Raw genomic sequence first — 22,504 nt, 5'->3', positions numbered from 1 at the left:
ATAGCGCGGGCCGCGTGTCAGGCAATTGGAATTGCGGGCAGATTGGCGGGATCAGTGCCCGACGCTCTCGCCACGTTCGAGGCCCGATGCGGCCAGCTGCGCGTCGATCTGCGCGAGCAGGCGATCGAGGCCCTCTTGCGTTTCGCTCTCCGCGCGCGCGACCAGCACGTCCTGCGTGTTCGAGGCGCGCAGCAGCCACCAGCCGTCGGCGGTGTTGACCCGCACGCCGTCGGTCGCGTTGACGCTCTCGACCTCGGGGCCGGGGCTGGTGGCGAGCCTTTCGGCGATTTCGGCCATGGCGGCGAACTTGCGGGTCTCGTCGACCTGGAAGCGAAGCTCGGGGGTATTGAGCATCGGCGGCATGGCGGAGCGCAGTTCGGTGACGCTCTTGCCGAGTCGCGCCGCCGCCGCCAGCAGCCGTACCCCGGCGTAAAGCGCGTCGTCGAAGCCGTAATACTCGTCCGCGAAGAACACATGGCCGCTCATCTCGCCCGCCAGCGGCGCGCCAGTCTCCTTCATTTTGGACTTGATCAGCGAGTGGCCGGTCTTCCACATCAGCGGCTCCCCGCCGAGCTCCGCCACCCGGTCGAACAGCGCGCGGCTGGCCTTCACATCGGCGATAATGGTCGAATTCGGGCGGTTCTTGAGCAGATCCTCGGCATAGATCATCAGCAGCTGATCGCCCCAGATCACCCGGCCGGTGCCGTCGATCGCGCCGATCCGGTCCCCGTCCCCGTCGAAAGCCACTCCGAAATCGAGGTTCTTTGCCGCGACGAGCGCGCGCAAATCGGCAAGGTTAACTTCCACAGTCGGATCAGGATGGTGGTTGGGAAAATGTCCATCAACTTCGGTAAAGAGCAAGTGGTGTTCCCCCGGCAGCCGGGCGGCCAGCGCTTCGAGCGCGGGGCCGGCGGCGCCGTTGCCGGCATCCCAGCCGACGCGCAGGGTTTCGAGCTTGGCCGGTTCGATACCGGCGAGGCCCTCGAGCAGGCGCTCGACATACTCGCCAAGGATGTCGCGCGTGGTCACGCCGCCGGTGCCGCTGGCGAACGCCCCGTCTGCTGCCAGTTTCCCGAGCTTCTGGATATCGGCGCCGAAGAACGGGCGCCCGAGAAATACCATCTTGAAGCCATTGTAATTGGGGGGATTGTGGCTGCCAGTTATCTGAATGCCGCCATCCACCTGTTCATCTGAGGCCTGCGCGTAGTAGAGCATCGGCGTCGCGCCGAGCCCGATCCGCACCACATCGCAGCCGCTCGTGGTCAGCCCTTCGACCAGCGAGTGCTCGAGCATCGGCGAGCTGACCCGCCCGTCATAGCCCACCGCCACGGCCCTGCCCCCCGCCTCGCGCAGCAGCGTGCCGAAGGCCCGGCCGATCGCCCGCGCGTCATCCGCGCCTAACGTCTCGCCGATCACCCCGCGGATGTCGTATTCGCGCAGGACAGTGGGGTGGAACTGGTGCTTCATGGCCGAGAGGGTCTCCTTGCCGCCGGGAACAGCGGTGTTGGGGGCAAAAGGTCGCTGGCAGAGTTGCAGGCGCCATCCGTTTAACGGATCGGCCGGACCGTGCATTCCCCACCACCTTCGATTTCAGGCAAACCCGTGCCGCACCATTGTGTCAATCCCGCGATGCGCACGGAGCCAATTCAGGGCAGCGAACCGTCCGAGGGATGCGGCAGGTCGTCCAGCAGCAGGTCGCGCGCGGCATTGGCTTCCTGCATCGCGGCCGTGGTGCCGCCCTTGTCGGGGTGGACCAGCGTGGTCAGGCGGCGATGCGCGGCGATGATCTCCTCGCGCCCTGCCCCGGCCTCGACCCCGAGCAGCTTGCGCGCGCGGAACACGGCCTGGCTGCGCGTGGGCGCGCTTCGCAGCAGCTCCCACGGCCACTTGCCGATCGCCCAGCGACAGAAGATGCAGGCGACGGCAAGGATCAGAAGATATTTCATGCCAGCTCCAGCGTGCCCTGCTCGCGGCTGAATTCGGGCAGGCGCAGCGCCTTGACCAGCGCGCGCAGCTCCTGCCGCGCGACGAGGTGGCTGGTGCCGAGCTCGCCGAGGTGCCCCTTGTCGAGCAGGGTGAGGCCCGAGGGGAACAGCTCGCGATAGATCACGCGCTCCGACAGGCCCTGCGTCACCCGGAAGCCGACCCGCTTGGCCATCTCCCCCAGCGCCTTGTGCAGGCGCGCCTGGTTGCGCGCCTCGACGTGGCCCGTGCGGTTGCGCACCACGAGCCAGTCCATTTCTGGCCGCTGCTGCTCGATCGTCATCCGGCTGCGCTTCATCCGCGCCTCCCAGATCAGTTCGGCGAAGAAGGACAGCTTCTTGACCTTGAAGGTCTCGGCATCGACCTGACCGATGAGGTCGAAATCGACGAAGCTGTCGTTCATCGGCGTGACCAGCGTATCGGCATGTTCGACCGCGATGCGCGCGAAGGGATCGTCGCGCCCCGGGTTGTCGATGATGAGGAAGTCGCAGCTTGCCTCGAGCCGCCGGATCATGCCGATCAGATCGCCGGTATGCTCCCCCCGGAACACCTCGCAATAGGGCGTCGGCAGGGTGAGCCCGCGCTTTTCGAGCGTGGCGAGCCGGTTCTCGATATAGCGGTGCATGGTGCGCTGGCGCGGATCGAGGTCGATCGAGGCGACGCGCGCGCCGAGATAAGACAAAGCCACCGCCACATGAACCGCCGTGGTCGACTTGCCCGTCCCGCCCTTTTCGTTGGCGAAGACGATCCGGTGCGCCTGCCCCTTGCGCAAGGCCCGGATCGCAGCGGGTTCGGAAGGGGCGGCGGCGGGCATCTGGGGTCTCTCGGCGGAGTGGCTTGAAATGGAACAGGTCGGGCCGCTAGGGCGGGTTTTCGTGTATCCTTGGAGGCCTGACGGTGCAAACGGTCAAGACACTGCAAATGTTGAGAACCGCTTTGGCACAGCTGCGTGGCAATTCGGGGGCAAGGATCGCGCTGGTGCCGACGATGGGCGCGCTGCACGAGGGCCACCTCACGCTGGTGCGCCGCGCCCGGGCCGAGGCCGATCACGTGGTCGCCTCGATCTTCGTCAATCCGAAGCAGTTCGGCGTGGGCGAGGATCTCGATGCCTATCCCCGCCAGCTTGCCGAGGATGCCGCGTTGCTCGAGGCCGAGGGCGTCGCGCTGCTGTGGGCGCCCGATGCGGCGGCGATGTATCCCGATGGGTTCGCGACCAATGTCAGCGTCGCCGGGGTGAGCGACGGCCTGTGCGGCGCGGCCCGCCCCGGGCACTTCGACGGCGTGGCGACGGTGGTGTGCAAGCTGTTCAATCAGGTGCAGCCCGACATGGCCTTCTTCGGCGAGAAGGATTTCCAGCAGCTTGCCGTGATCCGGACGATGGCGCGCGATCTCGATCTGACCCGGCCGCATGTCGACGCGATCATCGGCGTGCCGACCGTGCGCGAGGCGGACGGGCTCGCCATGAGCAGCCGCAACCGCTACCTCTCCCCCGAACAGCGCGCCGCAGCGGCAATCCTGCCGCAGGCGCTGGCGGATGCTGCGGAAACGATCACCAGCGGGCTTCAATCCGTGTGGCTGGCCAAGGCGGTGGTAGAAGACGAGCTGCAGCTTGCCGGCTTTCGTATCGACTACATCGACGTGGTCGATGCCGAAACCCTTGCGCCGATAGAGGCTCTGGCGGACCGCCCGGCGCGGATCCTCGTCGCTGCCCGGATCGGCAAGACGCGGCTGATCGACAACATGGCAATCAATCCTGCCGCTTGAGCCCGCAGGTGATTGACGCCGGCGCGCGATCAATGGCATGGGCGCTGCCGTGCCGTGAGCGGGTATAGCTTAGTGGTAAAGCTCCAGCCTTCCAAGCTGGCTATGCGGGTTCGATTCCCGCTACCCGCTCCATAATTCCCGAAAAGCCGCAGAAAACCGCCACTCCGGAGGCGGCATGCGCACCAATTCCCCCATAGCTTCTCACATAGCATCTCACAGGGCCGGTTCTGACCGCTCTGCGCTGGGCCCATCTCGTTCGGCGAACGCGTTCGCCGGGAAGGGGCGCTAAATCGATGCGCCAGCAAAGCTATCTCGTCCGCAAGGGCGCGCGATATCATTTTCGCCGCCGAATTGGGCATCCGGCATGTGCCCGTCCTATAAGCATTTCTCTGGGCACAGCTGACCCATGCAAGGCGCGGTGCCTTGCCCGGCGGCTCGCCGTGAAATGGGACGAAGTTGATATGAGTATGGAAATTTTGGGCGGACGAAGATCGCTTACGCTTGATGAGCAGGAGTCCCTCTTCCGCCAGGGGCTGAAGGACGAGCTTGCGCGCGCGACGGCGCACATTACGGCGCCGATTGGCAGCGAGGAGCCGCACCCCTTGCTCCACAAAATGATGGCGGTGGCCTATCGCATCGTAATGCGTATGCCCGTCGACGCAGCAGACCTTGATCAGGCGGTCGTCGATAAGGTTGTCCCTGAAACCTGGTCCGCGTCTGAGAAATTGCTGCTCGACAAGGTCCTGAGACTTATGGTCTCGCCAAAGACTGTCACGCCCGACGAGGCAGCGGCGGCGTTGGACGCGATCGCCGCTCCGGCAAATGAGGTCACCATCAGAGATGCACGAGCGCATCTGCTCCGTGGGTATGTCGAAGCGCACCAGCGGGCAGAGCTGAGCCAGCACCCGTTGATTGAAGCTGCCGGCGACCCGATCTCAGCGCTGCTGAACGATGCCCTCGTTCTCGAAGCACGGCGCCCCCACGCCGCCACCACAGGCAATGGCGCTCCGACGGTCGAAAGCGGCAACCGCTTCTTCGCGCGCATCACCGATGTTCGCTTCAGTCAGCAGATCGACGAACTGGTCGAAAAGGTTTTCGCTGACAACGAGTGGCAGCCTGATGGCAATCGCACGAAGCACATGTTCGAAACGTTCGCCTGGCTTACCGGCGACAAGGCGATGTCAGACTACGAGCCCGAAGACATAAGAGTGTTTTCCCGGCGCATGGCGCTGAGCTGTTCCGCTTCAACGCCGCGCTGGTCATCAGCGACGGGATGGAAGCGCGCATCGGATCGCTGACGGCAGGGTTGGACCGCTTCCAGCCGTGGCGGACCATCGATGGCGAAAAGCATGACGATTTTGGCCGGGCGGAGCTGGAAGTGCTCATCAAGGGCGCGTTCGACCCGGCGCGGCTGCTGGACCTGGCCTTCGACTACACCGCCTTTGAAATGGCCGATGGCGTGGTCAAATCGAAGAAACTGGCGGGCTATCACCAGTTCCACGCGGTGCGGAGGGCGCTGGCATCGACGGTCAAGGCAGCGGGCGAAGGCGGGCATCGCAAGGGCGGCGTGGTCTGGCACACGCAAGGGTCCGGCAAATCGCTGACCATGCTGTTCTATGTCCGCCAGCTCCAACTGGCGAAGAAGCTCAAGAACCCAACGATTGTTGTGGTGACGGACCGCAATGATCTAGACGATCAGCTCTTTAAGACCTTCGCCGCCCACGGCAGCGCCATTCGGGGCGAGCCGCGCAACGCGGAAACCGTGGCGGCAGTGCGGGAACTGCTCAAGGTCGATATTGGCGGGCTGGTGTTCACCACCATTCAGCGGTTTCGCGGCGATGAGGGCGAGCATCCGTTGCTGACCGACCGCAGCAACGTGATCGTGATCGCCGATGAAGCGCACCGTTCGCAATATGGCCTCAACCGTCGGTTCGTGACACGCGGCGACGAAGTGCGGGAGGAAGTCGGCTTTGCCGAATATCTCCGCCAAGCCCTGCCCAACGCGACCTTCATCGGCTTCACCGGCACGCCGATTGACGAAAAGGATCGCAGCACGGCGGCGGTGTTTGGCCATGTGATCGACACCTACGATATGACCCAATCGGTCATCGACAAGGCAACGGTGCCGATCCACTATTCTGCCCGGCTGGCCAAGCTGAGACTGCGACTGGATGCCGAGCAACGGGAAGAGCTGGACGCTCTTGCCGAGGAGTTGACCGAGGGCAGCGACGTGCGCGCCGCCGAACAGTTGAAGGCGAAGTTCAGCCGGTTTGAGGAAATCGTCGGCTCACCGGAACGCATCGCGACGGTCGCGGCGGACATCGTCGCGCACTTCGAAGAACGCAAAGTGGCGATGGGCGGCGGCAAGGGCATGATCGTTGCCATCAGCCGCCAAGTCGCAGTCGCCCTCTACGATGAGATTGCCCGATTGCGCCCGGAATGGGTTGGGGCTGACCCTTCGGACGACAACGACGGCATGATGAAGGTCGTCATCACCGGCAACAATTCTGACCCACAGGCGATGCAGCCGCATATCCGCACCAAATCGCGGCTTGAGGAAGTGGCAGACCGCTTCAAGAACCCATCATCAGGGTTTGACCTCGTGATTGTGCGGGACATGTGGCTCACGGGCTTTGACGCGCCTTCGCTGCACACGCTCTACATCGACAAGCCGATGCGTGGGCATGGCCTGATGCAGGCTATTGCGCGGGTCAATCGCGTGTTCGGTGCCAAGCCGGGCGGGCTTATCGTCGATTACCTCGGCATCGGCGCTGAGCTTCGGGCGGCGCTAGCCCAGTATAGCGCCCGCGACCAAGAGCAAGTCAGCCTCAATATGGATGAGGCGGTCCGGCAGCTTCTCAGCAAGGTTGAGTCGGCGCTTGCCTTGCTCGGCAACGTCAATTGGAAGGCGTTCTTTGGCTCTGATCCGGCTGCCCGGCTGACAATTCTCAAGCAATGCCTTGAAGAAATCCTGTCGGGCGACCGTCGATCCGAGTTCATCGACCTAGCGACGCAAGCCGAAGCGGCCTTCGCCATCGCGGCGGGGGATGAGCGCGCATCCGCTATCCGACAGGAAGTGGCGCTGATCGTCGCCTTGCGGGCGAACCTCATCAAATACACGTCCGGCAGGGGTGGACGCGGCAAGCAAGCCATTGAGCAAGAAATCCGCCAGCTCATGTCGCAGGCGGTCATGTCCGATGGCATCTTGGACGTGTTCAAGGACGCGGGGTTGGAGCAGCCCGATCTTGCCATCCTGTCCGACGATTTCCTGTTGGAGGTGCGGCAGACGAAGCAGCCGAACCTTGCCGTTGAAACGCTGCGACGGCTCTTGCAGGGCAACATCAAGGCACGCGAACGGATGAACATTGTCGAAGCCCGCAAGCTGAGCGAGCGGCTGGACGATGTGTTGACCCGCTATCACAACCGGGCGGTCGATAGCTTGCAGGTCATTGATGAGTTGATCTCTCTGGCGCGCGACGTGTCCGCCTCGGCAAAACGCGGCGAAGAGTTGGGCATGGCCCCTGAGGAGCTGGCTTTCTACGATGCCTTGGCTGAGAACGGGTCAGCAAGGGAACTCATGGAGCGCGAAACGCTCCGCACCCTTGCCCAACTGCTGGTCAAAACCATCCGCAGCACCGTGACGGTCGACTGGACGCAGAAGGAAAGCGTCCGCGCAAAAATGCGGATCGAGGTTCGCAAGCTGCTAGCCCGCTATGGCTATCCGCCGGATTTGCAGAAGGCGGCGGTGGATCTTGTGCTTGAACAGGCCAACACGATTGCGGTTGATTGGGCCTTGTGACGCTTAGGCGTCCTCAGCCTCATCATCAGCCTCAACGGCACCGTTCAAATCCAGCGTTTTGATCCGGGGGCCAAACACCCGCCGGAATGCGTCCATGCGGGCGAGCATCCATTCGTGCTGCTGCGGGAAGGTCGCCACGTCTGCCGGGTCGAACCCATCACGGAAGATGGCAATGCGGCTCGCCTTCTTGGTCGGGAGTTCCTGCCATTCCAGCGGCTCGCCAAATTCGGCTTCGATTGCCGCCTTTTCTGCCGCAAGCTGGCGGATGCCGACCTTGAGCGGGTCATTGTGGAAATAGAGTTCCACGCCGATGCGCTTCTTCTTCGTGTAGATGGTGTTGCTGATAACGACGCCCGCGCGCCCGGCGGAAAACGAATGCCAGTGATCCTTGCCGGGACGGCGGATGCTGAATGCTGACTTTCGCTGTTTGAGGAAGTCGGCAAATGCCGTCCAGAATGCCAGCCGCACGCGATGGCGGTCTGGTTCTTCACCGCTGGCTGATTGCCGGGTCACAGCGCCAACGCTACGCGCCCATGCGTTTGGCTTCGCAACCACATTGAAGAATGGCGCGGGGTCGCTGTCCCCAATCTGGAGGGCTTCAATCTCAACGGCGAAAAAGGCGAAATCGTCGATAGTGCTGGCGTTGAGCCAGTCGATGGCGGCGCGGTGGTCGTCCTTGAAGCGTTCTGCGACCCATACCACCGTGGCCTGCCCTGACTGGCTGGCGACATAGCTGATGAGCTGGCCAAGGTGCCGATGGTCGGTAGCGCCAAACTGATTCTCGATCAGGACGGGGTGGCCTTCCGCATCTTCTGCCAAGATGTCGAGGCGGAAGTCGCCTGCGGCAACTTCGGTGCCCTTCAACTCCAACTCGTCGATTTGAAGTGCTTCCGCCAGCAAATCGAGATTTTGCGACAGCCACGGCGTGAAGACCTGAGGTTCATTGCCCCAAACCTCTGTTGCCTTCAACGTAACGAGCTTACCCAATTTCGGCGTCATTTTGCCCCCGCGCGTTCGTAATCGCTTCAAGCGTGCATAGCACTGCTCCCGCACAACCCCCAAGGAGATTTGGGAAGAATTTCAATGGCGAACATCATCAATAGCACTGACGGAGCGGCCCTTGCGCCCCGCATAGGCACCCGATGGGATAAGTTTATGGGAAGGACGCTATGCTGCGAAATCCTGAAGCATGTCAGGGTCAATTATCCCATCGACGCACAGCTGCCCGCACGTCGACTGCGCGGTGCGCTTTAGGCGGCGACGCAGGGTTGCAAGCTCGCGTTCGGTAATCTTCAGCATGCCGCATAGCATCCGCCCTCGTTGGCGCTGGCAGATGCCATCGATCAGGGCGCGCATTTGGGGATCGTCCCCAGCGATCACATCCAGCACTCTTATTGCACCAGCCCGCCGACGTTCGCGTTCAATCTCGGCAGCCGGGTCGAGTAGGCTCGGGCGGTGCCTTTCGATCATCGCGCCGTCGTTGTCCGCCACAAGTTTGACGCCCTTGATTTCCATCCGCTTTCGCGTGCGGTTGATGCTGTAGGCATGGCTGGAAAGTATGTCCTCTATGCGCTTCTCGACCCCGAGATCCCAGTGCGGCCGCCGAAGTGCGTGGACCATTGCCGCGCTCAGAAGGTCGTCCGCATTGCCTTTGCATCTGCGTGCGTATTTCGCCGCCATCTCGTTGAACCCACCTGCGCGAAAGCGCGCTTCGAGCTCGCGCACTTCCGGAGAGGAGGGGACGTCGGCCGAGATTTTGGCTTCCACCTGATATTGCGCCGGGCTGGAGTTTTTCGGACACGATGTCCGAATTTTTTTCGAGCGGCGCATTGGCCTAGTGGAGGGGGCGATGTTCGTCATGGTGAGCCTCTTGTGGTCGAGACGACGATTCGACGTGCAACGGGCGCCGTCTCTGTCGTTTCAGGTTGTCAGGATGTCGTATCCGTGGCTCGTCCACTCACGACCGGAGCGCCCACAAGAAGGCTATAACATGCACGGGCGATACCGCACATATGGACACGCTCGTTCTTAAGAATGAGGGCCAACCATGAAGAAGTTGTTAAACCCTGATCAAGCACCAGGACGCCCATTGTCCGTGACCGGCGCCGTCGATTTTGTCCCGATTTGAAACAACTTCAGTCAAAAGGACACAGGATTGCGATTTTTTGCCGTTCAGCGCCAAATATTGTCTCTTTTCATCTCGCAGCCACTTGGCAGGGAATGGGGTTACCGTCCTATTAAGCATGTCGCCTTGCGAAAATTCGCCGGGCGGCGCGATCACCTCAGACCGCGCCTGTATCAATCCGCCGTACGTACACCCTGTACGGCGTACAGGAGCGTACAATCATGTCCGACGAACCGAAGACGCCCGTGACCTACCAAGAGGTCGTCGAAGCCGTCGTTACCTCTCTGGCAGAAGGCAGGACCAGGAGCGAGATAACAGGTCGCCTCATTCGATCTAAGGTGGGAGACAGAGGAAGCCTGGAAACCCTGCTCAAGCACCGGGACAAGTATTTTGCCGAGCTGGAGAAGCCCAAGGCCGAAGAGTTCGTCACCGACGAAGACCTTGCCGCGGTTCGGACCGTCCTCAACAGTATCGTCGCCCGACAAATCGATGCGGATCGTGCGCAGGCCGGTTTCGAGCGTGACACATCACGGGCAGAGATCAAGGCACTTCACGCGAGAGTCACCGACCTCGAAGACGTCGCGGCAGAAAACGAGGGTCGCTGGAAAGAGGCGCAGGCCGCGGCAGATGCGGCCCAAGTTGAGCAATTGAGGCTCGAGTTACGCGCGGTTCAAGCCGAAGCCGCCCTGAACGAGGCTCGTAGGGCGAACAAGGCAATGGGCAGGATGGTCGAACGGCTGGTAGAGCAGCTGGAGAATGATCGAGCTGCAGCCACGATCGGCTCTTCTGATGGGTCACACCGAGGCAATGATGCGGCCAAAGATGGATCGGCCGCAGACCTTACGTCCGCAGGCAGAGTCACGCTATCTGGCGGCGAGGTCGAGGATATGGCGGAGAATTTCGACGACGACGCGATCTTCCCCATGGATAATGTGGCGTTCGATCACGACGCTTTGGAAGACGGCAAGGGAACTGAGCCTGCCTGAAAAAGGCAGCCCACCCTTGGACTATCGTCCCGGCGACAGGAGCGGTGGCGAGAGGAGCTGCAAAAAAAGGGAGTCTCGCACGCGAGAACTGGCCTGACTGCAGGCACGGACGCAGCAATAGTCCGCCGTAAGTGGCGCAAGCTGCCACCCGCCTGATTCTCCGCACCATCCGAGGGGTGTGGACCCCGACACCTGCGCCGGGGTCCATCAGGTCATGCCGCTATTTGCTTCGGTCCCGCCAGTTTCGATAGCCAGACGTTGGCCGGAAACCGTTCCGCGAGCGCGGTGACAACCGCGTCGTCACCGGCATCCGGCGAGCCAACTGCTGATCCGGTCGCGATGAAGTAGCGCCACGCTACCTGCGCGATCGTGCATACGTCGGCCACCACCTGCGTCTCGACATGGTCCCATGCGCCGTGCCGAACCGCGAGCGAGATGTCCTTGGAAGGCATGGGCTTCGACACAACGCCGATAGCCTCGCAGAACTCCGGCAGATGGACGTAATGGCCCAGCGAACGCACGGCGCTCGCCAAATCTAGACGCATGCGCGCAAACGGTGCCGGATCGCGCAGCTGCGGCGGCAGGATCATCCCTCGCTCGATCGCAGCACGCTTGAGGCAGAGGAAGTCCTTGGATTCCCCGCCCCAGCTGACGAGCCGGGCATCCTGGAATGTTGCACACATCGTGAAGAAGGTCCCTATGATGTCTGCTTCGGAGCGGTTCGAGATCACCTCGATGTTGGTGACGACAGGTCGATCCATGTCCGGCGAGATCGTCAGCATGCACCATGCGCCTGCGACGATGCGATGGAACGGCCACCGAACGAAGCCTTGCGTGGGATCGCTTTCGGCGACCTGATAGCGCTTGAACGCGTCGGTATCGTAGAGATACTCGAAATCGCAGATGATCACGCGCTGCCATGGACTGGCACAGGCTCGATGGGCGAGGAAGATTGCGGCTTCTTCGCCAAGCGCATTGGCCTGATGGCGGAGGTCTGCATCCTGCTCGGCAGGCAGAGTATCGGAAGTGTGGTCGGTCATCAGAACATCTCCGTGGGGCCAAATGCGCCGAGGGGGCGTGCGCGCTGCAATGCGGACCACGCCTGATATGCTGCCGCGAGCCGGGTGCGCTCGTGCATGTTTGGGCTCGAGAAAAGGTGGACGAGGTAGAGAGCCTGCGCCTCCGCCTCGCAGCAACGGGCCTTCTCCGCGGTGGTGTCGTCCCTTCCCGCGCGCCGGATGCCGTATTGCCTTGCCACCGCTGCCATCGCTTCCTCGGGCACCATGACAGGCCGCACTTCGGCATCTGGCCTGATGGTGGCCAAGATTTGGGCATCGGTGGGCACGGGCATGGGCCGCCCCCGCGACAGATGGCGAACGAGCCCGCGCGGCAGTCGCGGTGCCCGCATGATGACCCGCGCGCCCAGGGGAAGCAGCTTGGCGATGTGCTCGATCGCCGCCTGACGCGAAAGCGCAGGCAGGACGACGGCCGTGCGGACGTCGAAGGTGGTGGATTCCTCGTCATCGGTGACGACGAAGGCACCGGCCGCCACTGCCCGGCTGGCGGGAGCCAGTTCGGTGCAATCGCGGATGATGGACAGCGCGCAGGTGACGGCTGGTGGCGCATGGAAGGTATTCATGGGTATGCTCCAGATACAAGAACGGCGGCACCCAGAGGGCACCGCCGGAAGATTGATTGGGGTGTGGTTGAGGTCAGTGCGCCACGGACGACGGCAGCGTAGAGGGCATCGTCACGGCAGAGTATGGTGCCAGCTCGGCGAGGAGGTCATCAACTTCGCCTGCCACCGCTTCGATGCCACGCTCGACCTCGCATTCCTCGGGAAGATGCGCCGTGACCAGCTTGCCGCTTTCGAGGCGCCAGCCGTGACGGTGATCCGCGGATACCAGGACGACCGGCTGTCCGGGGCCAAACCGCGCCGGCTCGACCGTCCGTGCGATGGTGACCTTGCCGACGGTCGTGATCAGCGAGAGATAGCGCCGGATCGCACCACTGCGCTGCCGCTCGCTCACGGCAACGAGATAGTCGACGCCGGCCGCGCCTGCAGCGCGCCCCAGGCTGTCGAAAGTCCCGTCGCCTTCGTCGACCAGCATGGCAGCGATGCGAAAGTGCGCGCCGATGGGAAACGGCGGCAAGTCCATGAGCTTTGCCAAGGCTGCGGCCAAGCCGAGTTGCAGAGCGGCTTCCGGGTGGTTCGATGTCATCTTCTTCTTTCCTTTCGATGTGGACCCGCCACGCGAAAGGACCTTTTCCTCTCATCCGGGCGGATCACCCGCCCCCTTCCGTTCAAGCGTCAACCTCTAGTCGCCTCGGCATTAAGCCTGATGATCTCGAGCTCGCGAGCGTCGCAAACTTCTACAGGTGCGACGTCTGCAGGCCCCTGATACACAAGCATTTTAAATTCTGAGCAGAAGCAATGCCACTCAATTCTTTTATACCATCTTGCCAGCGGGCAGTATGAACACAATGTCTTAGGGCGCTCTTTTAGAATAGACTGTGCTGGCGGTCTGTAGTATGGCTTGGCACCCTTGATAACTATTTCAGATTGATCGGTCATTTTGTATTACTCCTAATAATTTACTTTGATAAATTTGCGGTTTTTGTTTCGATGATTGATCGATCGGTGGCCGATCATTCGGTGTGCTGGGACGCACTCCGGATTGCTGCGTCGCGGATACCTCGAGCTGTGGCCGCTCATTCGACATACTGGCCACGCGATACTCTCTCGGATCCCAGTTCCGCAGTTGGGCGGCCCGGCGCGCAACGCTCAGAAGCATGTTGCTGCTACGGCTCCCGGGGGTATCAGGAGCGCGGTTGCTTCGGCCCACGACCTCGCCGGCATCGGAATTCTTCTGCAGTGGCTTTCCGGGCTGCCTTGCGTGCGAGGCCCTTTTCAGCATTTCGCTCCGAAGTGCGGCAGACAACGCGTGTGATATTTGCGCAGATGACGATACGGCAGGCGCTTCAGGCTGCTTGGCTGGAATCGGTTCTGGCGGATCTCGCCGTTTGGCTGCCCCACCTTCTGCTACTGCGCGTGCGATTTTGAGCATACTGGGCTCGCGCAACAGCTTACGCAGATCGGGAAATGCGGTGTCCCCCTCCGGGGTGATCGCTTCCATCCTGCCATTTTCGTGGACGATCACCGCGCCGCGAGCGAGGGCGTCTTCGACGGCGTTAACGCGATGGATGAAGCTGTTGACCACATCCGCGGCAAGCGTCCGCGAACCTTCAGGAATCGCCACCGATTTCGAGCCATTGGCGCCGATAATTCTGATCTGAAACCAATTGCCCTCGATACGTGGCACGGCATCAAGCTGTCTGACCAGTTGGATGGCCTCTTCGAACTTGGTTTCGGACGCTATGGGCGCGGGAGTGGGCGTTGGCTCGGGATTCGGTTGCAGCTTATGTGCGGAAGGCATTGACGGGCTCGTGGTTGGCGCGGTTTCCCGCTCAGCCGGGGGGCTTTGCACCCTTTCCGCCGACCTATCGGACTGGGCCTCATCTGCTCCAACCGATGGGGACGGGGAAGTTTCGCGCCGCTCAACCCCCGGTGGCTGCTCGTGTGAAACGCCATCACCATTGGCGGTAACCGGATCGGTTGAAGGGTGTAGATCGGTCCAAAGGAACCTGATGCATCCGTCCTCGCCAATTTCGGAGTATCGCTGCGATGGCGCCGGGGCTGGGGCTGGAGTCAGCGGTGGCGTTATCGTCGTTGCAGGGTTTAGAACGCGGTCTGGCGCGGCCATCGGAGGGCTGATGGCAGGCTGTAGTTCGGCGGTGACCGCTCTGGATTGCTCAAGCTTGCGACGTGCCAGCTCCCTTTCGGCAGCAATCTGCTCTTGCACGATCGACAGCCGCGTCGACAATCGCTGGGAGCGCGCACGACCTTGAGCGTAATTGCGCCGGATCGACGGGAATACCGATTGCAGTGCCGCGTGCGCCTCGCCGAGCGCCTGCCTACCGGCATCTATCAGACTTTGGCCCGTAGCTGCCAGACGGGTTGTGAGCCGTGCAAGTCGATCTTGGCGAAGAGTCGCTAGTTCCGCCTGCGCTGGCAGCAGTTCTGTGTTCCCGAGCACCACATCGCAGGCCTGCGCTGCGCGGATCCACGACAGACGATCTGCTGGCTTGCAATGCGCCTGCACATCGGCGCCGAAGTCCAGTTGTGCGAGCCTGACGATATGCTCTTTGTCCGCCGCGGTCGCCTGATGCACCACGATCATGCCGGGCCCAAAGGTTGCCACCGGTTGCGAGCCTCGGGTGACATGCCACAACGGCCCTGTCTTTTTGACCCTGACATTGTCCCAGATCGGGGGGCCGTTCCAGCGGGTGTGATGCTTTGGGCCAAGGATGATTGCAGTATCGTGCTTGAGTTTCACGTCCGGCAGCTTGCGGTCGTGGGCGATCGCTGGGGTGCGTGGCGGCCTGCCTCGCGCCCCCTGGCCATAATGACGCGCGCGTTCCAACCTCTCCGCCTGCCATACTCGGGCGGGTGTAGGTCGATCTTGAAGGTGCTTGATGCGATCACGCAGTGGGTCGGCGTGGCTCTGCGCTGGCTTGGGGATTTTCTGTGCCAAGCTTTGATCGGCGAGGTGCTGCACCCACCGTGCTTCGGCGCCCGGCAGCGGGGGTATGTGCCCATCTGGATAGTCTAACGCCTTAGCAAGCCGCACCAGCTGTAATGCGCCAGCGTGGTCTTTGCGATAGAAGCCGGCACCCGTTGCCAGCCCCAACCGGTCTGCCTCGGGCTGGGTCAGATGCGTGACGCCAAAGCGCTTTGCAATATTCTTGGGGGAAGCCTCGCGGGCTATCCGACTGGCTTTGAACCTGTCGCTCCCCATCGCGATCATCGCGCCGCTTCCTTCGAGGTCGTAGGAGATGCGGTCTGCCGCCAAGTATGCCGAAAAAAGCTCAAGCGTTTCAGCCTTCAACGCTCGGTCGAAGCTCTCCCGTATGCGTCGCTGCGTCGACGGCAATCCGGTCTCGCGTTCGGTGGCTGCTGAACGATTGGTCAGCGCCGGTTCCTTGCGAAGATCATTGGTGACCTTGTGGAAGTCAGCGTCCCGGAGCTTCGCCCCGTCTGCAGTTCGGAAAACGCCATCGCCCGCAGCATGGAAGCCTAATCCCGCTTCGGGCGAGAAGCCGAACTCGTGGCACAGCTGCGCGTTGATGTGCGCGAGGAGGACCTTGCTGTATCCCCGCTCGAGGATGATCTGACGCCCGCCTGCGTCCAGCGCCGAGACTGCGATATGGACATGATTATCGTCAGTGTCGCAGTGGACCGCGATGAGGGCCTTTTGCCGGTCGAGGCCGGCAAGCTGCAAGAGACGCCTCGCCATGCTGGCGAGGATCTGAGGATCGGTCCGCCCCCGCCTGCTGATCACAAAGTGGTAGACACTGCGACCCTTCCCACGCCGCGGCTTGCGCTCCTGCTCGCGCTGGAACTCGGCAAGCAATGCTGGCTTCGAACGGGTTGCGCAGTTGAGGGCCTGAAACACCTCGGCTCGGCCGTGGCCGTCGGAACCGAGATAGTGCGTCAACATCGCATGGTAGCTGACGTCATCCTCGGTCAAGGACGTGAGGTAGTCTGCCAGGTCGCGCTTGGACCTGATTTCCTTGATCACCACTCCGGACGTGTCGGCTGTCATCTCGGCAAAAACCGCAAGAGGCTATCAACGTAGAGGACGACCCAGTCCAAAGCTTGCTGAAATTCATCCGCCGCCTGCGCGTCGGAGGGATCGTGGCGATACTGCACGTATTTCTGTGCCAGGATTTCGAGGTCTTGCAGGAGCAAGCTGAGGTTATGTGCGCTGACGCCCCCATCGTCCCGCTTGGCGTAAGCACGGAAGGCATCGCGAGTTATTTGCGAGACCGTGATGCCGAGCAGCGCCGCACCGTGGACGATCTCATCCTTCATATCGCCGACGTCGACCGAAAGCCTGCCGCGGTTGGCCGAGCTTCGTTTTTTCCGGGTCATCGGAGGCCCTCCCCGCCATGCGAGAAGCGAAGCGCCGAGCAGGGCCAAGTAGATGGTGTCTGACACCATCCATCCTGTAGATTTATTGAGCTATAGATTTTCCTTCCCTCACCCCAAAGTGAGATGTGTCGGACGCTATGTTCCGATGGGTAAGAAACGGTCGAGTGAGTGGCGCGGTATGTCATGCCACCATTCTAGGTTGGCGGTGAATTTCTAGGTAGGTCTCGGAGCGATATTTTTGCACGCGCTTCGAGTTTTGCACCCCGGGTAAGGAAATTCGCCTTTTATTTTTCATATGCTTGAGGCGAGAGTTTCCAATGGGAAATTTACCCCCGAAGCCCCATCGGATGAGCCCGATTACCCGTCGTCAACGTAGCAGGCGCCGGCTTGACGGGTCAGCACGAACTTCTGTTGCGGCGCGCCCGCCGTCCCTTGCTGGCATCGTCGTCGATGCTACCGCGCATCTTCATATTGGCGTTGGCAAACGCATTGCGGCTGGGCTTTCAGCCACTGAGACACAGGCAGCTTTTGGGATCGAGCACCGACACTGCTCATGACCGTTCATGGGTGGATTGTGTTGAAAAACTCTCTGGGGTAATTCCCCTCGCAATTTTGCTTCTCAGCGCACTTCTTGGCGGCAAGAAAAATGTGACAATGCGTTTTTATGCAGAATTAAATTGCCGAAATTCAGTCTCCAAGTAATGCTCTGAGAGTTTTTCAACACAATCGGGTGGGGAGCTGCCGTGAGGCCCAAACCATTCCAGGGCCTAGCGCGCGGCCTTCCCGGCTCGCTCATCGATAAACTCGAACGAGACGTAATTGGACTTCGATCTTGCCTCATCCCGAAAATGATCGACCAAACGGTCGATCTGAGGATGGGGACCGTGAACGAGTCGCGGATGCCCTTGATCATCATACTCTGTCGCGCCGAGAAGGATGGCACGACTTACTCCGTCGCGTGGCCATGTTTCCGGCTCGTCAATGCTATAGCTCCGCCATGTGGCAGAGAACTTCAGCATCCCTGCTGCGGATACGATCCCAACTTCGCGAAAGTTGGACTGCCAGTGGGCGTGTAGGGTGCGAAGCTCGTCGCCGTTGGTCGGATCGACAACTCGGCGGCTGGCGGGGTCATACGTAAACATGGTGTTTCAAGTCTTCGCTACGGACGTCAGGCTATCCGATGGGCTTAATGACCAAAACGGGGTCGATTGCTGAACGGCAGCAATTTTCTCTAAGGCTGGCAAAGCCGACAGACCGCTTTCGGGATCACGAATCGGCTCCGCTCATGGCCGGTAATGGGTGGGAAGGCGAATGGCGGCTATTGGAGACCTTGCCAATAAGGGCCATCGAGCGGCGATCAGCCCCGCCTCGCCACAGGGAAGATCATTGCGACCTCGCTAGGAAGATTGTCTTCGATTCGCTTTTTCTCGGCGTCCTTTCTCTTTCAGGATGGTGTCGAGGCCTTGGCCAACGCGCGTCGTCATCAGTCAAACTCTTTGGCTTGATAAAGCTTCGGCAAACGCATGTTTGCTTCAATGGCGCTTTGAACAAATTTATCAGAAAAATTGATGATGAATTCGTTGAAAGCTCTTTCTCGCCAGATATGCGCGCTTCCGAATACACTTCGATCAAAGTACATTTTTGACGCGGCCGCCTTATCAACTTCCGTAAATGTGTAACGTTCGCCATCCGGTAATTCCGGCATCACAGCTTCCACATCGCGAAAGCTGTTCCGATAATTACCGATCACGATCGTATAGAATGGCGTTGGGTATATTGAACGTGGCTGGACAATGTCGATCGGAAAGAATTGGTGTATGCCAGGCTCCAGGTCTTCGATTATCGCTTTGAGGCCCTCACTTACGGCCAAGATGCGGCTGTTGAGCATGATAAGGTCACCGAGCTTTTTATTGGTCTTTGCGGTGTTGAATGTTTTCGGTGCCTCATGCGCCAAGACTGGGGTTACCGGTGGCAAATCAGCTGCGGGCTGCTCCCCTATTTCGGTCTTGAATTTCTGGGCGACGAAATAGCCATACCTGTACGGTGCACCGCTTGGCATCAACTTCTTCTGAGCTTCTTCCGGCTGACTGCTAATGTGCGCCCTCAGCCGAGCAATCCAGTCCTTGGACCCGGATTGATCGACATCCTCAAAACCTCCGCTAGGCCAAAACTCGCCGAAGCCTGTCGGCATGCTCATAATCCAGACCATCGCCCAATCTCCAACATCACCCACGTCTAGGCAGCGCTCGGGGTTAGGAACTGCTGCGCATTCGACTTGGGCGAAACTCACCCTGATGTTGCAGCCCCCACTATCGCGGTCGTTGTTGAGATGACGTAAAATTTTACGCTGCCCTCATTCGGGTGCAAGGGCTGGAACGAAGCTGGACCCCGGATCAAGTGCGGGGTGACGGGGATGGCGGCTATGGGGTCGGTTGCCGAATGACAGGAATTATTTCGAAGGCCGCCAAGGCTGCCGGGCAGCTTTTGGGAAGACGATTCGGTCCCGCTCATGACTGGTCATGGGTGGTTTCCTGCCGGCAGGTAGCAACCTCAACGACAGGCGTCGTCAAGCCAGTCTATCGTTGTATCGAACACCGCTCTGCCACTTTCGCGGTCGACTGCCAGAGCACCATTTCGCGGCTCGGAGCAAACAACATAGACCTCAGATGCTAAGCCGAGACCGTGCCTTTCGCTCAAGGTAACAGCTGCATCGCCTTCTTTAGCCGACAGGAGCCGAAGACCTGCAACCATTCTCGCGACATCTGAAGGAGGTATGTTGAAGCGAAGCGTCTGGGCCGATGTGTCGAGATCATGCGTCTCGTTAAGGTCATGTGCGCTCGAAGGAACAAACGCGGGAACCCACCCTCGCTCGACCGCACCGGCACGCTTTGCATCGGCATAGGTGGCGTAGGCCTCATCAACCTGTTCGGCGCAACCGAATAGTATGAAGGCAAGAGTGGTGGCTAGAACGCTCTTCATCTGCCCAGCATCGCTCAATGTCTTGATGGCGACAATGGGGTCGCTTCCTGAATGGCGGGATTTTTCCAGCAGCCGGGGAAAGCCGCCATGCGGCTTTCGGGATCGCGCGTCGGCCCGGCTCATGGCAGGTCGTGGGTGGATTGCTCAACGACTGGTTGTGAAACCCACATACGCGATCAAACCTTCGACCGTGGCAGGCAGGACGCCTTGAGCCTCAAGCTCACCCAAGTTCACTCGCCCCCATCCCCAGCGCTTAGCAGCGCGATACCTGCGAGCTTCAAGTATCGCCTCAGCCATTCGAGTGAGCCATGCTTTGATGATGGCTTCTCCATCGGCGCGATCAATTCGGGCCTGAATGCTCACGTTGCCACTCTCGTCTGCCGCCATTATCAAACGTTGCCCGGTCCCGGAAAACACCGCGTTGTCGATGCCCTCACTCCAGTGTTCCAAATATGCGCGCGCGTCAGTGAGATTGCGAAAGACCGCGACATCGCCAGGACAAGTCTCATCCGGCCCGTCGCTGACGAGAATGATATCTTCGAGCCAAGTGGGCGATGTCATTGTTGAAGAATGCCAAAGATGTGAAATGGCAGCAACGGAGTCGATTGCTGAAGGGCAGGAATTTTTCACGATCGGGGCAAAGCCGACCTGCCGCTTTCGGGATCGAGCATTGGCCCGACCCATGGGTGAGGAGGGCTCTGACGTCATCAATCGGGTGATCAGGCGAAAAATTGGGAATCGAACCGGCGCCAAAAGCTGGTTCTTGACCTTCTCACACAGCAGGATACACAGGCTGCCGCAGACTATTGAACCCTAGGTTTTCTGCGGTTTTCGAGATGCTGGAAATATGGGGCGGATTCCCGCTACCCGCTCCAGCCCTCCCTTCCCAAACAGCCCCAGAAAGTCTATAAAACCCTTGGAAATCTGAGGGATCTAGACCCTCGGTCGTCCGAGAATGTCCCTATTCTTCCCGCTGCATCCGGGGCCCTTGGGGGCCACATCGCGGGGCCAAGGCATTTCGGGCATTTGGACTGGCCCCCACCTGGGGGCCACGAGCTGGGAAAGGACCGAGGGCCATGCCGCTTACCGATGTTGCGATCAGGAACGCCAAGCCGCGCGAAAAGCCCTACAAAATAGGCGACACTCTGGGCCTGTTCTTGCTGGTCCAGCCTTCGGGCGGCAAGCTGTGGCGGGTCAAATATCGCATCGACGGCAAGGAGAAGAAGCTGGCGATCGGTATCTACCCTCAGGTCGGGCTCGCGGAGGCGCGGCGCAGGCGAGATGCCGCCCGCGAGTTGGTCGCTGCTGGCAAGGATCCGGGCCGCGAGAAGCAGCGCGAGAAGGTGCGGTCACGGATTCAGGCCGAAACAACCTTCGACGCCATCGCGTCCGAGTTTTGTCAGAAGCGGCGGCGTGATGGTCAAAAGGCCTGGGCCGTCAGCACAGCCACGCGCAGCGAATACCTGCTTTCGCTGCTCAAAGGATCGATCGGCAAGCTTCCCATCACCGATATCGAACCCGCCGATGTGCTCGCGGCCGTCCGCAAGATCGAGCGCAAAGGCCAGCTGGAAAGCGCCCGCCGCACCCTGCAGCTTGCCGGCGCGGTGTTTCGCTATGCGGTCGCTACCGCCCGCCTATCGTCCGATCCGACCCGCGACCTGCGCGGCGCTCTGACCGCGCCGACGGTCACCCACTACGGCGCAATCATCGACCCAGCGCGTGTGGGCGAGCTGCTGCGCGCCATCGACGGCTATGAAGGCCAGCCAATTACCAAGATGGCGATGCAACTGGCCCCGCATGTATTCGTCCGCCCGGGCGAGCTGCGTCATGCCGAATGGAGCGAGTTCGATTTCGATGGCGCGTTGTGGACGATCCCGGCGAGCAAGACCAAGATGCGCAAGGATCACCTCGTCCCGCTCTCGCGTCAGTCCATTGCGATCCTCGAAGACCTCCGCACGCTGACCGGTCCCGACGGCTACGTTTTCCCCTCGATCCGCTCCCGCAAGCGCCCGATGAGCGACAACACCATAAACGCCGGTCTGCGCCGCCTTGGCTACTCCACCGACGAAATGACAGCCCACGGCTTCCGCGCCATGGCCTCAACCCTGCTCAATGAAAGCGGCAAATGGCACCCCGACGCGATCGAGCGCGCGTTGGCCCACGGCGACAGCGACAGGATCCGCGCCGCGTACCACCGCGGAGCGCACTGGAAGGAACGTGTGGCAATGGCGCAATGGTGGAGCGATCACCTCGATCAGCTGCGCAAGGGCGCAGACGTAGTGCCGATCAAGGCGGAGAAGCGGTGACCGGAGATTAAAGCCGCAACTCGTCTATGATCCGCAAGCAATCGAAGAATTTCGACTTCTATTCAAGTTGTTATGACTAAGCGAGTTGCCCACAACTCGCCGCAAACCCGCATAACTCGCAGGCGGATCATTTGTGCACAAACCGCATTTCCTTTGATGCATCAGTTAGATGCATCCCGAATTCGCGGGGTAGGGTGTGCTCACTGTTCCCCAGCTGCGGGTTCGGTTTCGATGCCTCTGACGTTTTCAGCTTGGCGCTCAAAAACATTTGCCCAGAACGGAGCCTCCGGCTGGCTGGGTTGCAAAACCTGGATCGGGTTCTGGCGGTTTAACGGCACACAGTATGTCAGCCATTGGCCGCCTGCCGAATGGACCGCTTGCGCGATGCGGAGCACATTAGCCCGATCAGCTAAGCGAAAACGGCAGTTCTCGACCCAGACCCGGTCATTCAGGGTTATCAAAGAGGCCGTCTGCTTCCGCCTAAAGCCGCCATGCAGCATTCGGTACCCAGCCTCAAGCCTGATGATCACTGCCACTGGGAGGAACGTTGAATAGCTGCCATGTGAT

Annotated in this window: 19 protein-coding genes and 1 tRNA gene; 6 read left to right on the top strand and 14 right to left on the bottom strand. The window is 60.9% G+C overall.

The window, feature by feature from the left end; translation table 11 throughout:
• Positions 1 to 51 precede the first annotated feature (51 nt).
• The 3 genes from pgmG to PFX90_RS12135 all read right to left on the bottom strand — a co-directional run bounded on the left by pgmG (position 52) and on the right by PFX90_RS12135 (position 2,797).
• Positions 52 to 1,467: a phosphoglucomutase/phosphomannomutase PgmG gene (pgmG, locus tag PFX90_RS12145; RefSeq protein ID WP_285712746.1), complete on the bottom strand. Its 1,416-nt coding sequence runs from the start codon at positions 1,465 to 1,467 to the stop codon at positions 52 to 54.
• 179 nt (positions 1,468 to 1,646) lie between these two features.
• The gene (locus PFX90_RS12140; protein ID WP_285712745.1) at positions 1,647 to 1,946 is read right to left on the bottom strand and encodes a J domain-containing protein; all 300 of its coding nucleotides are present in this window, start codon (positions 1,944 to 1,946) and stop codon (positions 1,647 to 1,649) included.
• Positions 1,943 to 2,797 carry a division plane positioning ATPase MipZ gene (locus PFX90_RS12135; RefSeq protein ID WP_285712744.1) on the bottom strand — a complete coding sequence of 285 codons (855 nt, stop codon included), beginning with the start codon at positions 2,795 to 2,797 and terminating at the stop codon, positions 1,943 to 1,945. Before PFX90_RS12135 ends, PFX90_RS12140 begins: the two co-directional genes overlap by 4 nt.
• A gap of 83 nt (positions 2,798 to 2,880) precedes the next feature.
• Between PFX90_RS12135 and panC the strand changes: the two genes are divergently transcribed.
• The 4 genes from panC to PFX90_RS12115 all read left to right on the top strand — a co-directional run bounded on the left by panC (position 2,881) and on the right by PFX90_RS12115 (position 7,546).
• Positions 2,881 to 3,747, top strand: a complete 867-nt coding sequence (gene panC / locus PFX90_RS12130) for a pantoate--beta-alanine ligase (protein WP_285712743.1) — start codon at positions 2,881 to 2,883, stop codon at positions 3,745 to 3,747.
• Positions 3,748 to 3,805: 58 nt separating this feature from the next.
• A tRNA-Gly gene (locus PFX90_RS12125) sits at positions 3,806 to 3,879 on the top strand.
• A 161-nt stretch (positions 3,880 to 4,040) separates the two neighbouring features.
• A complete protein-coding gene (locus PFX90_RS12120; protein WP_285712742.1) occupies positions 4,041 to 5,045 on the top strand; it encodes a DUF6538 domain-containing protein in 1,005 nt (334 codons plus the stop codon).
• On the top strand, positions 5,021 to 7,546 hold the full coding sequence (locus tag PFX90_RS12115; RefSeq protein ID WP_285712741.1) for a type I restriction endonuclease subunit R: 2,526 nt from the start codon (positions 5,021 to 5,023) through the stop codon (positions 7,544 to 7,546). Before PFX90_RS12120 ends, PFX90_RS12115 begins: the two co-directional genes overlap by 25 nt.
• 3 nt (positions 7,547 to 7,549) lie before the next feature.
• On the opposite strand, the gene PFX90_RS12110 is transcribed toward PFX90_RS12115, so the two are convergent.
• Positions 7,550 to 8,533: a DUF4268 domain-containing protein gene (locus PFX90_RS12110; protein ID WP_285712740.1), complete on the bottom strand. Its 984-nt coding sequence runs from the start codon at positions 8,531 to 8,533 to the stop codon at positions 7,550 to 7,552.
• Positions 8,534 to 8,713: 180 nt separating this feature from the next.
• The gene (locus tag PFX90_RS12105; protein ID WP_285712739.1) at positions 8,714 to 9,406 is read right to left on the bottom strand and encodes a hypothetical protein; all 693 of its coding nucleotides are present in this window, start codon (positions 9,404 to 9,406) and stop codon (positions 8,714 to 8,716) included.
• 486 nt (positions 9,407 to 9,892) lie between these two features.
• Here PFX90_RS12105 and PFX90_RS12100 point away from each other — a divergent pair, with 486 nt between their 5' ends.
• Complete coding sequence (locus tag PFX90_RS12100; protein WP_285712738.1) at positions 9,893 to 10,657, top strand: hypothetical protein; 765 nt, start codon at positions 9,893 to 9,895, stop codon at positions 10,655 to 10,657.
• Positions 10,658 to 10,869: 212 nt separating this feature from the next.
• Here the strand turns inward: PFX90_RS12100 and PFX90_RS12095 are convergent, their stop codons facing one another.
• The 8 genes from PFX90_RS12095 to PFX90_RS12060 form a co-directional block, all read right to left on the bottom strand.
• On the bottom strand, positions 10,870 to 11,697 hold the full coding sequence (locus PFX90_RS12095; RefSeq protein ID WP_285712736.1) for a 3'-5' exonuclease family protein: 828 nt from the start codon (positions 11,695 to 11,697) through the stop codon (positions 10,870 to 10,872).
• The gene (locus tag PFX90_RS12090) at positions 11,697 to 12,296 is read right to left on the bottom strand and encodes a hypothetical protein (RefSeq protein ID WP_285712735.1); all 600 of its coding nucleotides are present in this window, start codon (positions 12,294 to 12,296) and stop codon (positions 11,697 to 11,699) included. Before PFX90_RS12090 ends, PFX90_RS12095 begins: the two co-directional genes overlap by 1 nt.
• A gap of 73 nt (positions 12,297 to 12,369) precedes the next feature.
• A complete protein-coding gene (locus tag PFX90_RS12085; RefSeq protein ID WP_285712734.1) occupies positions 12,370 to 12,879 on the bottom strand; it encodes a hypothetical protein in 510 nt (169 codons plus the stop codon).
• A gap of 336 nt (positions 12,880 to 13,215) precedes the next feature.
• Entirely contained in the window at positions 13,216 to 16,323 is a 3,108-nt protein-coding gene (locus tag PFX90_RS12080; RefSeq protein ID WP_285712732.1) for a relaxase/mobilization nuclease domain-containing protein, read from the bottom strand.
• A complete protein-coding gene (locus PFX90_RS12075) occupies positions 16,320 to 16,652 on the bottom strand; it encodes a hypothetical protein (protein ID WP_285712730.1) in 333 nt (110 codons plus the stop codon). The genes PFX90_RS12080 and PFX90_RS12075 overlap by 4 nt, the downstream gene beginning before the upstream one ends.
• A gap of 1,483 nt (positions 16,653 to 18,135) precedes the next feature.
• Complete coding sequence (locus tag PFX90_RS12070; RefSeq protein WP_285712729.1) at positions 18,136 to 18,942, bottom strand: imm11 family protein; 807 nt, start codon at positions 18,940 to 18,942, stop codon at positions 18,136 to 18,138.
• A gap of 260 nt (positions 18,943 to 19,202) precedes the next feature.
• Positions 19,203 to 19,754, bottom strand: a complete 552-nt coding sequence (locus tag PFX90_RS12065; protein WP_285712728.1) for a YbbD-related protein — start codon at positions 19,752 to 19,754, stop codon at positions 19,203 to 19,205.
• A 21-nt stretch (positions 19,755 to 19,775) separates the two neighbouring features.
• Positions 19,776 to 20,192 carry a hypothetical protein gene (locus tag PFX90_RS12060; protein WP_285712726.1) on the bottom strand — a complete coding sequence of 139 codons (417 nt, stop codon included), beginning with the start codon at positions 20,190 to 20,192 and terminating at the stop codon, positions 19,776 to 19,778.
• Positions 20,193 to 20,707: 515 nt separating this feature from the next.
• Between PFX90_RS12060 and PFX90_RS12055 the strand changes: the two genes are divergently transcribed.
• The gene (locus PFX90_RS12055) at positions 20,708 to 21,937 is read left to right on the top strand and encodes a tyrosine-type recombinase/integrase (protein ID WP_285712724.1); all 1,230 of its coding nucleotides are present in this window, start codon (positions 20,708 to 20,710) and stop codon (positions 21,935 to 21,937) included.
• Positions 21,938 to 22,137: 200 nt separating this feature from the next.
• Here PFX90_RS12055 and PFX90_RS12050 read toward each other — a convergent pair whose 3' ends face one another.
• Positions 22,138 to 22,473: a hypothetical protein gene (locus PFX90_RS12050; RefSeq protein ID WP_285712723.1), complete on the bottom strand. Its 336-nt coding sequence runs from the start codon at positions 22,471 to 22,473 to the stop codon at positions 22,138 to 22,140.
• Between the last annotated feature and the right edge of the window lie 31 nt (positions 22,474 to 22,504).

The organism is Erythrobacter oryzae (genome assembly GCF_030271515.1).
In the GTDB taxonomy this organism is placed as follows: Bacteria; Pseudomonadota; Alphaproteobacteria; order Sphingomonadales; family Sphingomonadaceae; genus Erythrobacter; species Erythrobacter oryzae.
Note: the sequence above shows the minus strand (reverse complement) of the source record. Positions and strands in the feature narration are given on the sequence as shown.

Coding starts and splice junctions, on each gene's coding strand:
- PFX90_RS12135 (WP_285712744.1), bottom strand. CDS start 2,797: ATGCCCGCCGCCGCCCCTTCCGAACCCGCTGCGATCCGGGCCTTGCGC.
- PFX90_RS12090 (WP_285712735.1), bottom strand. CDS start 12,296: ATGAATACCTTCCATGCGCCACCAGCCGTCACCTGCGCGCTGTCCATC.
- PFX90_RS12115 (WP_285712741.1), top strand. CDS start 5,021: ATGGAAGCGCGCATCGGATCGCTGACGGCAGGGTTGGACCGCTTCCAG.
- pgmG (WP_285712746.1), bottom strand. CDS start 1,467: ATGAAGCACCAGTTCCACCCCACTGTCCTGCGCGAATACGACATCCGC.
- PFX90_RS12095 (WP_285712736.1), bottom strand. CDS start 11,697: ATGACCGACCACACTTCCGATACTCTGCCTGCCGAGCAGGATGCAGAC.
- PFX90_RS12055 (WP_285712724.1), top strand. CDS start 20,708: ATGCCGCTTACCGATGTTGCGATCAGGAACGCCAAGCCGCGCGAAAAG.
- PFX90_RS12075 (WP_285712730.1), bottom strand. CDS start 16,652: ATGACCCGGAAAAAACGAAGCTCGGCCAACCGCGGCAGGCTTTCGGTC.
- PFX90_RS12060 (WP_285712726.1), bottom strand. CDS start 20,192: ATGACATCGCCCACTTGGCTCGAAGATATCATTCTCGTCAGCGACGGG.
- PFX90_RS12085 (WP_285712734.1), bottom strand. CDS start 12,879: ATGACATCGAACCACCCGGAAGCCGCTCTGCAACTCGGCTTGGCCGCA.
- PFX90_RS12105 (WP_285712739.1), bottom strand. CDS start 9,406: ATGACGAACATCGCCCCCTCCACTAGGCCAATGCGCCGCTCGAAAAAA.
- PFX90_RS12080 (WP_285712732.1), bottom strand. CDS start 16,323: ATGACAGCCGACACGTCCGGAGTGGTGATCAAGGAAATCAGGTCCAAG.
- PFX90_RS12120 (WP_285712742.1), top strand. CDS start 4,041: ATGCGCCAGCAAAGCTATCTCGTCCGCAAGGGCGCGCGATATCATTTT.
- PFX90_RS12100 (WP_285712738.1), top strand. CDS start 9,893: ATGTCCGACGAACCGAAGACGCCCGTGACCTACCAAGAGGTCGTCGAA.
- PFX90_RS12065 (WP_285712728.1), bottom strand. CDS start 19,754: ATGAGCCGGGCCGACGCGCGATCCCGAAAGCCGCATGGCGGCTTTCCC.
- PFX90_RS12140 (WP_285712745.1), bottom strand. CDS start 1,946: ATGAAATATCTTCTGATCCTTGCCGTCGCCTGCATCTTCTGTCGCTGG.